Origin of the sequence: Microbacterium arborescens (assembly GCF_049707515.1) — a bacterium.
Lineage (GTDB): Bacteria > Actinomycetota > Actinomycetes > Actinomycetales > Microbacteriaceae > Microbacterium > Microbacterium arborescens_B.
The window spans coordinates 283964-297818 of sequence record NZ_JBNAFI010000003.1 but is presented as its reverse complement, the minus strand read 5'-3'; the positions used below and the strand labels follow the sequence as shown (position 1 = coordinate 297818).

The window sequence follows — 13855 nt, the reverse complement described above, 5'->3', positions numbered from 1 at the left end:
GCTTCTGCCGGTAGCGGACGCCGCTTCGCTTCGAGCAGCCACCTGTGTTGACTGGGCGCATGAGACGCGTCTTGGTTCTGGGCGGCACGGGCTGGCTCGGGCGCTGCATCGTGCAGCGGCTCATCGCGGCCGGCGACGACGTGACGTGCCTCGCTCGCGGCGAGTCGGGAGACGTGCCCGCAGGCGCGCGGCTCGTCCCCGCCGATCGACGAGCGTCGGATGCCTACGCCGCGGTGCGCGGCCACTGGGACGAGGTCGTCGAGCTCTCCTCCGATCCCGACCTCGTCCGCCCGGCGCTCGAGGCCCTGTCCGCGGATGCCGCGCACTGGACGCTGGTGTCGAGCGTCTCGGTCTACGCGAGCAACGCCGAGCCGGATGCCGACGAGGCGGCCGCCTGGTGGATCCGACCGACCTCACGCAGTATCCCGACGCCAAGGTCGCGGCCGAGAAGGCGAGCGCGGAGCGTCTCGGCGAACGACTCCTCGTGATCCGTCCCGGACTGATCGTCGGGCCCGGTGACCCGAGTGACCGGTTCGGCTACTGGCCGGCGCGGTTCGGTCGCCCCGGCCCGGTGCTGACACCCACCACCGCGGGCCGATTCGTTCAGGTGATCGATGTCGCCGACCTCGCCGCGTATCTCGCCGACGCCGGACGAGGCTCGGCCACCGGCGTCGTCAACGCGGTCGGAGAGCCCGTCGCGATGGCCGACTTCCTGCGCCGCGTCGCGCGGATCGCCGGCAGCGATGGTCGCGTGGTCGAGGTACCCGACGAGATCCTGACCGCGCACGAGGTCGGTTACTGGGCGGGTCCTCGATCCCTGCCGCTCTGGCTGCCGCTGGCGGATGCCGGGTTCGCCCGGCGTTCGAACCGGCGGTTCCGCGAGACGGGCGGAGAGCTCACTCCGCTCGAGGACACGATCGCGGATGTGCTCGTCGACGAACGACGGCGTGGCCTCGACCGCCCGCGGCGTTCCGGACTGACGACAGCGGAGGAGGCCGCCGTGCTGCGCGCGGTGTGAGTCGCGGCGACGGGGTTGCGGGAGCGGCCGGGGTTGCGGCGGCGGGCGCCGGCATCCGGTTCGCGCGGGATTGTCGACAGCCGACTCGGAATGCCCGCAGGATTGAGTCATGCCGAGCGCGACGAAGACCTCCACGGGCGCCGCGCGCGGGCCGTACGCGAAGAGCGTGCGAACGCGCACCCTGATCCTCGACGCGGCGTTCGCCGTCTTCGCGAGCGCGGGCTATCGCAGCGGATCGCTGCGGGAGATCGCTGAGCGCGTCGGCATGAGCGAGGCCGGCCTGCTGCACCATTTCCGGAACAAGGCCGCGCTGCTGCTCGCCGTGCTCGACCACCGCGACGAACTGGCGCGGAGCAGGTTCGAGTTCGACGCCCACTCCGGTCGGCGCGCTCTCGCGGACCTCGTCGCACTCGCGGACTACAACGCCACGATCCCGGGAGTCATCGAGCTGTTCTGCACCCTGTCGGCCGAATCGACCTCCCCCGACCATCCGGCGCACGCGTTCTTCCAGAACCGGTACGTCCGCACCCGCCAGTTGGTCGTCGACGCCTTGACGACCATCGCTGCCGAGGGCGGCCTCCGGCCCGGCGTCGACGTCCGCAGCGCTGCGGCCCGGGCCATTGCGGTGTGGGACGGCCTGCAGATCCAGTGGCTGCTCGACCGCTCGAGCCTCGACATGGCCGACGAGCTGCGCGCCTGCTTCGACGACTTCCTCGTCGAACCCCTCGACGAGGAGCGCGGCAAATAACGGCGGCGCGTCGCCGCGTCACTCCGGCGCGAACCCGATGAGCCAGGTGAGGCCGTAGCGGTCTCGGACCTGCCCGTCGTAGTCGCCCCATTCGCGTTCCTGGAGCGTATCGGTCACCGTCCCGCCATCGGCGAGGGCGTCGAACCACTGCCGCGAGGTGGCTTCGTCGCCTGCACCGAGCAGCGCGAACATCATCCCCTCGATCGTCGCCGCCGCCTGACCGTTCGCGACGTCGGCGCCGAAGAGGTCGACCGTGCCGCGGAGCTCGCCGTGGGCGATGAGATCGGGCCCGCCGTCATCGCGACCGAACTCCCGGAAGCTGTGGAGCTGCAGGTCGCCGCCGAACACCGATCGGTAGAAGCGCAGCGCCTCGGCGGCGTCGCCGGAGAAGTGGACGTAGGGCACCGGTGCGGGCATGTCCGAACGCTACGCGCCCTCCCTCCCCCGCACCAGCCTCGGCCGGCATCCGCTGTCACCGGCGAGTCGCGGCGGGATCAGGCGGAGAAGGGAATGAGTCGGACCGCCTGGCCGGGACGGAGGTCGTCGACGATGCCGCGGTAGGGCGCGGCGATCTCGCCGAGGCGCGCCTGTCCGGCATCCAGCGGTCGGTCGGTGCGCATCAGGTGCACCTCGCCTCGGTACCGCCCGTAGGCGTCGAGATCGACCTGCAGACTGCCCCGTTCGCGCAGGTCGGCGTTGCGGATGCGGGCGGGACGGACGCCGCCCCGGGTCTCATCGAGGCGGAAGGAGGCCGCCGCATCCTCGACCCGCAGCCGCCACTCGCGGTGGAGGAGCACGGATGCCGCGGCATCCAGCCCCACGACCGGAAGGGTCACCGTGCCCGAGGACTCGAAGTCGGCGATCCACGCCGCGTGGTCGCCGGCCACCGCGCCCTCCGCGCAGACGACGGTCACAGTGGGCACGAGCCGCCGCAGCTGCAGGTAAGTGCGCCAGGCGTTGCGGTGCCGGTGCTCCTCGAGTGTCGGCAGCCCGAGGTGGAGCGGGGCGCGGAGCTGGCGCTCACCGGGGATGAAAGCGACCACCGGGAGCCCGCGGTCGAGGAACAGCTGCGACTGCGCGACGAAGAACCCCGCGGTCAGCCCGGTCTCGGGCCGCGGGTAGAAGTTGTGCCAACCCACGACCGACAGCCCACCGAGCTCGTCGAGGAACGCCGCGTCGACCGTGCTCGCGTTGACGGCGATGCGGCAACCCGATGCATCGGCGACCCGCCTGATCTCACCGGCGTCGAAGCCGTAGTCGAGCCGCAGCATCGTGATGCCGCGGCGGGCGAGCCAGCCCCAGCCCTCGTCGCCCGACACGACGTGTTCGAGGGCCACCGGCGAGACGTCGGCGCAGAAAGTCAACCCGTTCTCGTCATGGGCCTCGCGAAGAACGTCGCCGAACGCCGCGAGCTCGCCGGTGTCGACCATGTGCAGCGACGTGAACAGCATCCGCTCGACGCCCGAGGCCTCCGGCGCGGCGGCGAGCACCTGCTCGATGACGGTGCGGCGCGTCGCGGCGTCATCCGTGGGGTAGATCGAGAACAGCATCCGAGCTCCTCCCGCCTCAGCCGAGGCGCTCCACCATGTGCTCCTTGAACCCGAAGAACCAGGTCAGGACGAAGCCCATGATGTACGCGATCACGAGGCCGCCGACGTACCAGATCCAGGCGCCGTTCGTGATGACGGCCGTCATGAGCACGCCCGACAGCCCGAGCGCTCCGGCCCCGAACCCGCCCGTGGCCTGGATGCCGAAGGCGACGAACGCACCGCCGAACCCGCCGCCGAGGCAGGCGGTGATCAGGGGGTAGAAGAGCGGCAGCGAGACGCCGTAGATGAGGGGCTCGCCCACGCCGAGCACGCCGATCGGCAGCGCCGCCCGGATGATGTTCTTCAGCCGGACGCTCTTGGTCTTGAGGAAGATCGCGATCGCCATGCCGACCTCGCCCGCGCCCGCCATCGCGAGCACCGGCAGCAGCTCGGTGAAGCCGTGATCGGTGATCAGCTGAGCGTGGATGGGCGTCAGGCCCTGGTGGATGCCGAGCATGACGAGCGGTAGGAACAGCGACGACAGCAGGTATCCGCCGATGACGCCGCCGCGCTCGAGGGCGAAGTCGATGAGCAGCCAGTTGATGCCCTGCATGAGCAGGCCCGAGATCGGCATGATCACGAAGATGCAGACGACGGCGCCGATGAGCAGCGTCACCACCGGCACGACGAACAGATCGGCCCACGCCGGCACGCGCTTTCGGACCCACCTCTCGATGACGGTGAACAGCCACGCCGTCACCATGACGCCGATGATGCCGCCGAGCGCCGGCTTGAGCTCGCCGAACAGCGGCAGCACGAGAGGTTGAGCCGGGGTCACGGTGCCGTCGGCGGCCGTCGTGGCGGCGATGCCGGCGAGCGCCGGCAGGTACGAGATCGCACCGGCGATCAGACCGAGAACCGGAGTGCCACCGAACTCCTTCGCGGTGTTCATACCGACGACGAGGTTGAGCGAGGCCACGACGATCGTGCCGAGGGCGGCGAAGACGAGGAACCACGCGTTCGTGGTGACGCTCGGGTCGATGAGCTTCCAGATGTTGCCGATCGCCACCACGAGTCCGCACGCGATGAAGCCCGGGATGATGGGCACGAAGATGTTCGCGATGTGGCGGAAGAGCCCGTGCACCCGCGAGGTGTGCCGTGACTTCACCTTCTGCGTGTTCTCCTGCTGCAGCGTTCGCAGGTCGGCGGCTGCATCGGCGGGCGTACCGCCCGCTGCGGATGCGGCGCCGGCGCCTGCCACGCGACCCCCGGCAGCGGCCTCGGCGATGTCGGCGACGTCGTCCTCGGGGTCGTCGACGGGCGCTTCGGCGGGTGCGTCCACGACCTCGGCGAAGGCGTCGCGCAGGCGCTGCGCGTGACCGGGGCCCACGACGACCTGCAGCTGCGGGCCGTCGACGACACCCATGACGCCGTCGAGACGGCGCAGCGCCGCGACATCCGCCCGCGACGGGTCGTGCAGGTTCAGGCGCAGCCGCGTCATGCAGTTGGTGTACGAGGCGATGTTCTGCGAGCCGCCGACGAGCGGCAGGATCTCCTCGCTGAGTTCGGGGTAATCCACGGTGATTCCTTCCGGCGGACGGATTCGAGTGTCGGGTGCTGGGGCTGGGTGGTGCTGGGTGCTGGGTGCTGGGTGCTGGGTAGGGCTGGGGCGCGGTTGCGGAGCCCGCCGGTCGCGAGTCGGGTCAGCCCTGCGCGCGGACGGCTTCGCGGACGAAGCCCGACCCGGCGCTCAGCCGTTCCCGCGCGGTCGCGGCGTCGACCCCGCAGAGGATCGCGACGATGGCTGTCTTGGCGTGGCCGTCCGCCTCGTCGAGCGCCTGCCGCGCGGTCGGTTCGTCGCAGTCGGTGGCGGCCCGCACGATGCGCACGGCGCGCGCGACGAGCTTCTCGTTGCTCGGGCGCACGTCGACCATGAGGTTGCCGTAGACCTTGCCGAGGCGCACCATCGTCGCGGTCGAGATCATGTTGAGCACGAGCTTCTGGCTCGTGCCGGCCTTCAGCCGCGTCGAGCCGGTGAGCACCTCGGGGCCGTTGTCGACCTCGATCGCGACGTCGGCGTGGCCGCTGATCTCGGCGTTCGGGGTGCACGAGACGGCCACCGTCGCCGCTCCGACGCCGCGGGCGTGGTCGAGACCTCCCAGCACGTAGGGAGTTCGACCGGATGCCGCGATGCCCACGACGACGTCGCGATCGGTGAGCCCGATCGCCGCGAGGTCGTCGGCGCCGAGCCGGCGGGAGTCCTCCGCCCCCTCGACCGCACGGAACATCGCCTCGGGACCGCCGGCGAGGAGCCCGACGACCTGCGCCGGGTCGGTGCCGAACGTGGGCGGGCATTCGGCCGCGTCGAGGACGCCGAGACGCCCGCTCGTGCCCGCACCCAGGTAGACGAGGCGGCCGCCCGCAGAGAGCGCCGCCACGGCGAGGTCGACGGCCCGGACGATCTGCGCGATCGCGACGGCGACAGCGGCGGCGACGCCGGCATCCTCGTCGTTCATGACGCGCAGGATGTCGGCGACCGACATCGCGTCGAGCTCGCGAGTGAGCGGGTTCGACGACTCGGTGGCCGGTGTCGGGTGCGCGGTGGTCACGGTGGTGCTCCTCGTCGGGACTGCGTGGCAAGTTGTTTCACACAGAGTGCTCTTTGCGGCATGTCTTGTCAAGATCTGTGGAAGACTGAAAATCGACTTTCCGAGGAGGCACATGGACGGCGACGTCCTCGAAGCGACCCGCGCGATCATCCCCCGCCTGCGCCCCGCAGAGCTGCAGGTGGCGCGGGCTGTGCTCGACGACCCCTCGTTCGCGGTCACCGCGACGGTCACGACCCTCGCCGAGCGCGCGTCGGTCTCGCAGGCGTCGGTCGTGCGCTTCGCCAAGAGTCTCGGCTTCGCCGGATACCCCTCGTTCCGCGTCGAACTGGCGCAGGAGGTATCACGGCGCGCTATCGAGCTCGAGCGCTCGAACATCGCCGAAGGCGAGCTCAACCCGTCGGACTCGCCCGCCGAGATGGTCGCCAAAGTCGCCTTCCACGAAGCGCGGACGATCGAGCAGACCGGGCGCATGCTCGACCTCGACGCCCTCGAGCGCATCGCCCACGCGATCGCCGAGAGCGACCGTGTCGTCACCTTCGGCGTCGGGGCGTCGGGCCTGGCCGCGGCCGACCTCGCACAGAAGCTGCAGCGCATCGGGATCATGTGCCTGAGCTCGCACGACACGCACGTTCAGCTCGTGCACGCCGCCCTCGCCGACGAGCGCACGACGGCGATCGCGTTCTCGTTCAGCGGCGGCACGATCGACGTGCTGCGGGCCGTCGAGATCGCCGCCCACGCCGGAGCGTTCACCGTCGCGATCACCAACGACACCGACTCGCCCCTGGCCGCCGCGGCATCCGCGACCCTGCGCACGCCGGCCCGCGAGGCGACCCTGCGCGCCGCGGCCCTCGCGAGCCGCATGGCGCAGCTCGCGGTCGCCGACTTCGTCTTCATCCGCGTCGCCCAGCTGCGCTACCCCGACCTCGACGCGGCCCTCAGCGCCACGCGCGCCGCCGTCGGCGCCCAGCACCTCGAGCCGCGCTAGGGTTCGGAACTCTCCCCGCCGCCTCGTCGAATGCGCGCTGTGCCGGAACGAACGACGCCCCGACCCTCCGGGCGACCTCGGCGGCCGCCGTCGAACCGTCGCCACGTGTCGTTCACGCCGACCAGGGCACCGTCGGCCGACGCCATGCGGACAAGATCGATCAGCCCTTCGCGCCGCAGGAGCCGCGCACCGTCAGGGCCGGCAGGAGGGTGACGTGCCGGGGAGCGGATCGCGGCTGTCCGCGCTCGACGATTCGTTCGGTCAGAATCCGCAGCGCCTCGTGTCCGAGGTCGCGTCGTGGCGCAGTGACGGCGGTGAGCGGCACGAGCGCGAGTGAGGCGGTGTCGTCGTCATACGCGACGATCGCGAGGTCCTCGGGCACACGGATGCCGAGATCGACCGCCATCTCGACCAAGCGAGCCGCGTGCACATCCGTATGGACCAGGACCGCTCGGGTTCCCGTGGCCCGGCACTCCTCGATCAGCCGCCCCAGAGCCTCGTCGAGGCCGTCCTCGTCGTCCTTCGGCAGGGCGATCTCGGGTGCCGCGGCGAGCTGCAGGCGCTCGACTGCCCGCCTGCGTCCGTCGCGGATGAGGGGAGCAGTGGGCGTGCGGTCGAAGATCGCGAGACCGACGCGCTCATGACCGAGCGCCGCGAGGTGCTCGACGGCGAGGACCGCACCGCCGGAGTGATCGGTGCGCGCGCTGTCGAAAGACGCCACGGCTGTCGAATCGAGCCGGCGCTCGAGGAAGACCACGGGCACCGGGATCGTGCGCGCCCACTCCGCGAGGTCCTCTTCGCTCCGATCGCGCAGCGTCGGCGCGAGGACGATCCCGTCGACGCCGAGCTCCACCAGGCGCTCCACCTGGCGTCGCTCGAGGTCGTGGCGGTACTGCGACGTCGCGAGGACGAGCCGCGTGCGCAGCCCTCGGGAAGCAGCATCCATGCCCTGGACGATCGTCGGGAAATGACCGACCGACGACGGCACCACGACACCGATCCGGGTGGGGGCCGACTGCGGGGCGGGCGACGACGCCACCGAGATCGCGCCGCCGTGGACCCGGACGAGCCGACCCGTCTGCTCGAGTTGGAGGATGTCTCGGCGAATCGTCACCTGCGCCACCCCGAGGTCCGCGGCGACCTGCGCCGCACTGACGCTGCCGTACACCTCGATCTGGCGGAGCAGATGCTCGTGCCTCGCCCGCGGCAGCAGGTTTCGTGTCGCCATGGACTGTTCCTCCGCCTCGGTCGCTCGACCCGGTCGGATGTCGCCGATTGTTCGAAAATGTCCGAGTGCGCCGTTGACTACCGGAGCGTAGCCCACGATCGTACGGTGATGTCAATGCGCGACAGTTCCCCGCCTCCGTTCGACGGAGGCCATCGCTCCTGGCAACAGCTCGCCGACCGCCTCCTCGCGGGCACCCTGCCGCACGCGTCTCCGGCGGGAGCCTCGATGCGCATCCCCGGGCCCTCGAGTGCATCCGGCGCCTGGAGCGACGGCATGGAGGGCTTCGCGCGGACATTCCTGCTCGCCGCCCTGCGCGTGGCGGGAGCGGGGGGCGAGGACCCGCATGGCCTGCTGGAACGCTTCCGCATGGGACTCGTCGCCGGGGTCGACCCCGGCGGCCCCGAGCGGTGGCCGACCATCGCCGAACGACGACAGGCGGTCGTCGAGGCGGCGTCTATCGCGATCGCCTTGTCGGAGACGCGGCCGTGGCTGTGGGATCGGCTCGACCCCCGGGACCAGCAGCACGTCGTGGACTGGCTCGCGGGAGTCGTCGGCACGACCGGGTACACGAACAACTGGGTCTGGTTCCAGAACGTCATCGAGGCATTCCTGGCGGGAGTCGGCGGCCCGTGGCTGCAGGCGGACCTCGATCGCAATGCGGAACTGCAGGAGGCCCTGTACATCGGCGACGGCTGGTACTCCGACGGGGCGGGTCCCGCTGGCGTGCGTCAGAGCTTCGACTACTACGCCGGCTGGGCGTGGCACGTCTACCCGCTGCTGCACTCGCGCATCGTCGGCGCACCGCTCGCTCGGGTCCACCGGGAGCGCCTCGAGATGTTCGTCGAGCAGGCGGTCGACCTGATCGGATCGCGGGGCGCCCCGCTCCTGCAGGGCCGTTCACTCACCTACCGCTTCGGGATGCTCGCGCCGTTCTGGGCGGCCGCGATCGCGGGGGTGAGTCCGCTCCCGGCCGGAGCGACGCGCGCACTGGGAACCGACGTGGTCTCGCACTTCCTCGATGCCGGAGCCGTCGACGACCGGGGCCTGCTGACCATCGGGTGGCATCGCGAGTTCCTGCCCCTTCGACAGACCTACACGAGCGGATCCTCGCCGTACTGGGCGAGCAAAGGCTTCCTCGGTCTACTCCTGCCAGCCGATGACGCCGAGTGGACCACAACGGCCGAGCTCCCCGCTCGCAACGGCCTGACGGCGCGGGCCCTGCCCGCGCCCGGATGGATCGTCGTCAACACCCCCGATGACGGCGTCGTGCGAGTCCTCAATCACGGATCGGACGGCTTCCGCGGTCCCGCCGGCGCTCCCCGTGCGGACAACCCCTTCTACCAGCGCGCCGCGTACTCGAACCTGACCTCGCCCGAACTCTCCCCCGACGCCATCGCGCATCCATTGGAATCGCACGTCGCGCTTCTCGACGCCTCGGGTATGCCGTCGCACCGCGACGCGATCGAGCGTCTGCACCTCACCGAAACGGTCGCGGTCTCGCGATCGCGCGTCCACTGGCTCGACACGGCCACCGCGGATGCCGCGACCTGGGCGTCGCTGCGCCGCGGCCCCGTCGTGACCATCGTCTCGGTCGTCCATGGCGCGACGGAGCTGCGCCTCGCGTGGTGGACATCGCCCGAGGTCGTCGAGCGTTCCCCCGCAGCTCTCGCCGCCGACGAGGTCTGGCCCGACGACGCGGGGCCGTGGCGGTTCCGCATGGGCGGGTGGCCGCTTCCCTTCACGGGGGCCGCGCCGAGGACGGCCGCCGGATCTGCGATCCGTGCCGACGGCCTGCAGACCACGGTGCTACCCGTCCGCGGTCTCGACCAGGCCCGCACGACGATCCGATCGGGATCGAATCCGTTCGCCGAGCATTCGATAACACCGTGGGCCGCTCAGACGGATGCCGCCGGAGCCGGGGAGATCGTCGCCGCGCTCGTCGTGCTGTCGGGGTCGGCGTCGGACGCCGACCCGTCGCTCCTCTCGGGCATCGACATCGACGCCGAGAATCAGACGCTCTGGATCCGCTGGCTCGACGGTTTGGTCGATCAGGTGCCGACCCGATCGGGGGTGCGCGCATGAACGCGCCGCGGGCGATGTTCGCGCTCCAGGACGCAGATCTGGTGGGCGAGCTGTTTGATGCGGCTGACCTGACCCGACTCCGCGATCTCGTGCGGGTGGATCCTCAGGTCATGACCCCTCCGGACTATCGCGCTCCGGAGACCGCCGCCGGGCCTGAGATCCTGATCACCGGGTGGGGGGCTCCTCGCCTCGACGTTCGCGCCCTGGAGAGGATGCCGGATCTGCGGGCGGTGTTCCACGCCGCAGGCTCGGTCAAGCGTGTCGTCTCACCAGCGCTCTGGGAACGCGGCATCCGCGTGTCGAGCAGCGCCGCAGCCAACGCCGTACCCGTCGCGGAATACACCCTGTCGATGATCCTCCTCAGCACGAAGCGCGCGTGGGATGCCGCCGAGGTGTTCCAGCGGACGCACGACATGACCGCGGCCCGCCCGCGTGGACGAGTCGGCGCCTACGGCATCACGGTCGGCATCGTCGGCGCTTCGCGCATCGGTCGGCGGGTGCTCGACCTCCTCCGTCCCTTCGACATCACGCCGGTCGTCTACGACCCGTCGCTGTCGACGACCGCGGCCGCGGACCTCGGCGCGACCCTCGTGCCCCTGGACGGTCTGCTCCGGGCGTCGGATGTCGTCAGCCTGCATGCCCCCTCGCTCCCAGAGACCCGACACATGATCGGAGCGCCGGAACTGGCCGCGATGCGCGACGGCACGACGCTCATCAACACCGCCCGGGGCGACCTCGTCGACACCGACGCGCTGCTGGCCGAGCTGACCGCCCGACGGCTGAGCGCGGTGCTCGATGTCACGGACCCGGAGCCGCTTCCCCCCGGTCACCCGCTCTTCAGCGCGCCGGGCGTCACCCTCACTCCGCATATCGCCGGCTCGCTCGGCAATGAGCTGCGGCGCATGGGCCATCAGACGGTCGACGAGGTCGAGCGGTTCGTCACCCGAGGCTCACTCGAGTTCGAGGTGCACCGCCGCGACCTCGCGACCATCGCCTGACGGTGCTGCTCAGTTCAGCGCCTCGGCTTCGGCCCACCACCGGTCGATGAAGTCGTCCACCGTGATGGTGCCGAACATGAGCTCCTCGTTCAGGCTCACCCACGTCGCCTCGAGAGCGGCGAACGTCGGCGGCAAGGTCGGCGTGCTCACCGTCTCGTAACCCTCGAGCGATGCCCGATACTCGAGTGATTTGGCCTCCACGGAGCCCTCCTCGAAGTCGAGCGCCTCCAGCTGGCCGGGATCGGCGGGAATGCCGCGCGACGTTCCGAACACCTCTGCAACGCCCGGGTCCGTGGCGAGGAAGTCGAGCAGGAGCGCCGTCTCCTCCGGGTGCTCGGTGTTGGCCGCACCCGCCAGGTGGAGCACGGTGTAGAAGACGGCCTTCTCACCGTCGGGGCCTGTCGGTACGGGCAGCGTCTCGAGGTCCTCGACGTCGGTGTAGCGGGCGAAGAAGCTGTCCCAGGTCAGTGTGCTCGCCGCCTCGCCGACCGCGAAGCCGTCCACGGGCCCGAGCTCGCTGGCCCGCGCCTGCGGGAAGAACGCGCCGGATTCCCGCAGGTCCGCCGTGAGGTCGAAGTACTCCGCGACGTCCTCGCGCGAGAACGCGATCGACCCATCGTCCGCGAACGGCTCCTCCCCCTGCTGCAGCAGCCACTGGATGAAGAACCACATCGTCAGCCCGTGGTCGAATCCGCCGAAGATCGGCTTTCCTTCCGGGGTCGTCGCTCCCGCGGCGGTGACATCGGAGATCCAGTCGTTGAGATCTTCCCAGGTGTAGTCGGGGTCGAGCGGCTCGACGCCGGACGCCGCGACGGCCCCGGGGTTGACGAAGAGTCCGAGCGTTCCCGTGCCGACGGGTACGCCGTACTGGACGTCGTCGACCGTCGCCGCCTCGATCACGACATCCTCCATTGCGGAGGTGTCGAGCTGCTCGCCGAGATACGGCGACACGTCGAGCAGAGCCCCGTTCAAGCCGTACTGCACGAGGTTCGCCTGATCCATCTGCATCACATCGGGCAGCCCGCGGGCCGCCGCCTGCGTGGCGCGCAGATCCCAGTACGACGAGAAGTCTGCGAAGGTCCCGTTCACGGTGATGTTGGGATGCTCCGCCTCGAACAGGTCGATCGCTTCCTCGTACATCGCGGCACGCGAATCGTTGCCCCACCAGGCCAGATCGAGGGTGACACGCTCGTCGCCATCCCCCTCGTCCGCGGTTCCCGAACACCCGGCCAGCGTCCCGACAGCGAGCGCGCCCGCGCCGACGATGCCCAGAAAACGTGCTGTGTGCTTCATTGCCGTGTTCCTCCCTGTCCCGATCGCGACGCATCGGACGGACCGGCACACGGCGAGCGTGCCGGCCCTCGGGGCACCTTCGCCCCGTCGCGGTTCAGCGATCTCGGTAACGGTACGAGTGGGCCGCGGGCGACGCGGACAAACGGACAATACCGATCACCGACGGTCCTCCGCCGCCATCCGCCGATCGAGGTGTACTCAATCGCCGCTTTTCAGAGTGGCCACGACAGCGCCAGCGACCGACGGAGCTGTGCTGGCGTGCACGCTGAAGCGCACCCGATCGTCGCCGTGCGCGGTGGCGGTGATGCCGGTGTCCGCCAGACGGCCGACCATCGCCGGGGCGCAGCCGGCGGGGGTCTGCGCGACGACGATGCCCGCACGGTCGCTGCGGCTCACCGGTGAGAGGACGGGAACGCCCGCAGCCGACAGGGCCTCGATCAGGCGACCGGTCGTGCCGGCGATGCGTTCCTCGATGGCCGAGACGCCGACGGACTCGATCAGCTCGAGAGCGGCGGCGAGGGCGCCGGAGGCGAACGGAGAGGCGTTCGTCACCGAGAAGCGCTGGGCTCCCGGAAGCAGGCGGTGGGGGCGTCCGTCGTAGCGGCCGGCATCCTCGACCCCGGTCCAGCCGGCGACGAGGGGACGGAGGCGGTCGAGCGCCCGCGGCGACATCGCGACGAACCCCGTGCCCCATCCCGCCCGCAGCCACTTCTGCCCACCGACGATGAGAACGTCGGCCGGCGCCCAGTCGGCATCGAGCACTCCGAAACCCTGGATTCCGTCGACGACGAGCAGGCGATCGCCGATCGCCTCCCTGATGCCGGCGAGGTCGACCCGGGCGCCTGTGCGGAAGTCGACCGCGCTGACCGCCACGGCCACGGTGTCGGGGCCGACGGCAACGGCCACCCGTTCGGGCGTCACCGGAGCGAGGGGATCGTCGGCGACCGGCGGCAGCGCACGCACCCGCGTGAGCCCGGCTTCCTCCGAGCGCCACCACGCGTACAGGTTGGCGGGGAACTCCGCCTCGCTCACGAGCACCTCCCCCCGGGGCAGCCCGAACGCGACCTGCAGGAGCCCGAGCGAGGTGCTGGTCGTGAGCGCCACGCCGGACGCTGCGACCCCACTCACCCGGGCCACGGCAGCCACCGCTCGCCGATCCTCCGCATGCAGGTCGCTCGACGGATGCCCGAACGATGCCTGCTCGACCAAGCGGCCGATCGTCTCGACCACGGCTGTCGACGGGGGGCCGTAGCTGGCGAAGTTCAGGTATCCGCGGGGTTCCCGGAATGACCGGAGATACGTCTCGAACGAGGGGGACGGCGACGTGCGGACCGACCCGGAAACGCCCACGCCTGACTCCCCGCC

General features: G+C 70.8%; 13 protein-coding genes. 6 read left to right on the top strand and 7 right to left on the bottom strand.

What is annotated here, in order from left to right; genetic code table 11:
• Positions 1–59: 59 nt before the first annotated feature.
• The 3 genes from ACPYN5_RS08400 to ACPYN5_RS08390 all read left to right on the top strand — a co-directional run bounded on the left by ACPYN5_RS08400 (position 60) and on the right by ACPYN5_RS08390 (position 1766).
• Positions 60–488 carry an NAD-dependent epimerase/dehydratase family protein gene (locus tag ACPYN5_RS08400; protein WP_424448528.1) on the top strand — a complete coding sequence of 143 codons (429 nt, stop codon included), beginning with the start codon at positions 60–62 and terminating at the stop codon, positions 486–488.
• The gene (locus ACPYN5_RS08395; RefSeq protein ID WP_424448527.1) at positions 398–1018 is read left to right on the top strand and encodes a Rossmann-fold NAD(P)-binding domain-containing protein; all 621 of its coding nucleotides are present in this window, start codon (positions 398–400) and stop codon (positions 1016–1018) included. The genes ACPYN5_RS08400 and ACPYN5_RS08395 overlap by 91 nt, the downstream gene beginning before the upstream one ends.
• Before the next feature lie 109 nt (positions 1019–1127).
• Positions 1128–1766, top strand: coding sequence for a TetR family transcriptional regulator (locus tag ACPYN5_RS08390; RefSeq protein WP_424448526.1), 639 nt, complete (start codon positions 1128–1130; stop codon positions 1764–1766).
• Between the two features lie 18 nt (positions 1767–1784).
• On the opposite strand, the gene ACPYN5_RS08385 is transcribed toward ACPYN5_RS08390, so the two are convergent.
• From ACPYN5_RS08385 to murQ, 4 genes are all read right to left on the bottom strand, one after another.
• Positions 1785–2183, bottom strand: coding sequence for a VOC family protein (locus tag ACPYN5_RS08385; RefSeq protein ID WP_424448525.1), 399 nt, complete (start codon positions 2181–2183; stop codon positions 1785–1787).
• Between the two features lie 77 nt (positions 2184–2260).
• On the bottom strand, positions 2261–3316 hold the full coding sequence (locus ACPYN5_RS08380; protein ID WP_424448524.1) for a MupG family TIM beta-alpha barrel fold protein: 1056 nt from the start codon (positions 3314–3316) through the stop codon (positions 2261–2263).
• Positions 3317–3332: 16 nt separating this feature from the next.
• Positions 3333–4874, bottom strand: a complete 1542-nt coding sequence (locus ACPYN5_RS08375) for a PTS transporter subunit EIIC (RefSeq protein WP_424448523.1) — start codon at positions 4872–4874, stop codon at positions 3333–3335.
• A gap of 124 nt (positions 4875–4998) precedes the next feature.
• The gene (gene murQ / locus ACPYN5_RS08370; protein WP_424448522.1) at positions 4999–5904 is read right to left on the bottom strand and encodes an N-acetylmuramic acid 6-phosphate etherase; all 906 of its coding nucleotides are present in this window, start codon (positions 5902–5904) and stop codon (positions 4999–5001) included.
• 112 nt (positions 5905–6016) lie between these two features.
• On the opposite strand from murQ, the gene ACPYN5_RS08365 reads away from it, so the two are divergent.
• Complete coding sequence (locus ACPYN5_RS08365) at positions 6017–6889, top strand: MurR/RpiR family transcriptional regulator (protein WP_424448521.1); 873 nt, start codon at positions 6017–6019, stop codon at positions 6887–6889.
• Between the two features lie 160 nt (positions 6890–7049).
• Here the strand turns inward: ACPYN5_RS08365 and ACPYN5_RS08360 are convergent, their stop codons facing one another.
• A complete protein-coding gene (locus ACPYN5_RS08360; RefSeq protein WP_424448520.1) occupies positions 7050–8117 on the bottom strand; it encodes a LacI family DNA-binding transcriptional regulator in 1068 nt (355 codons plus the stop codon).
• Between the two features lie 114 nt (positions 8118–8231).
• On the opposite strand from ACPYN5_RS08360, the gene ACPYN5_RS08355 reads away from it, so the two are divergent.
• Both ACPYN5_RS08355 and ACPYN5_RS08350 read left to right on the top strand, forming a co-directional pair.
• On the top strand, positions 8232–10199 hold the full coding sequence (locus ACPYN5_RS08355) for a DUF2264 domain-containing protein (protein WP_424448519.1): 1968 nt from the start codon (positions 8232–8234) through the stop codon (positions 10197–10199).
• Positions 10196–11197 carry a hydroxyacid dehydrogenase gene (locus ACPYN5_RS08350; protein WP_424448518.1) on the top strand — a complete coding sequence of 334 codons (1002 nt, stop codon included), beginning with the start codon at positions 10196–10198 and terminating at the stop codon, positions 11195–11197. Before ACPYN5_RS08355 ends, ACPYN5_RS08350 begins: the two co-directional genes overlap by 4 nt.
• A gap of 9 nt (positions 11198–11206) precedes the next feature.
• Here ACPYN5_RS08350 and ACPYN5_RS08345 read toward each other — a convergent pair whose 3' ends face one another.
• On the bottom strand, positions 11207–12490 hold the full coding sequence (locus tag ACPYN5_RS08345) for an ABC transporter substrate-binding protein (RefSeq protein WP_424448517.1): 1284 nt from the start codon (positions 12488–12490) through the stop codon (positions 11207–11209).
• Positions 12491–12688: 198 nt separating this feature from the next.
• Positions 12689–13840, bottom strand: a complete 1152-nt coding sequence (locus ACPYN5_RS08340) for an aminotransferase class V-fold PLP-dependent enzyme (RefSeq protein ID WP_424448516.1) — start codon at positions 13838–13840, stop codon at positions 12689–12691.
• Positions 13841–13855: the final 15 nt, after the last annotated feature.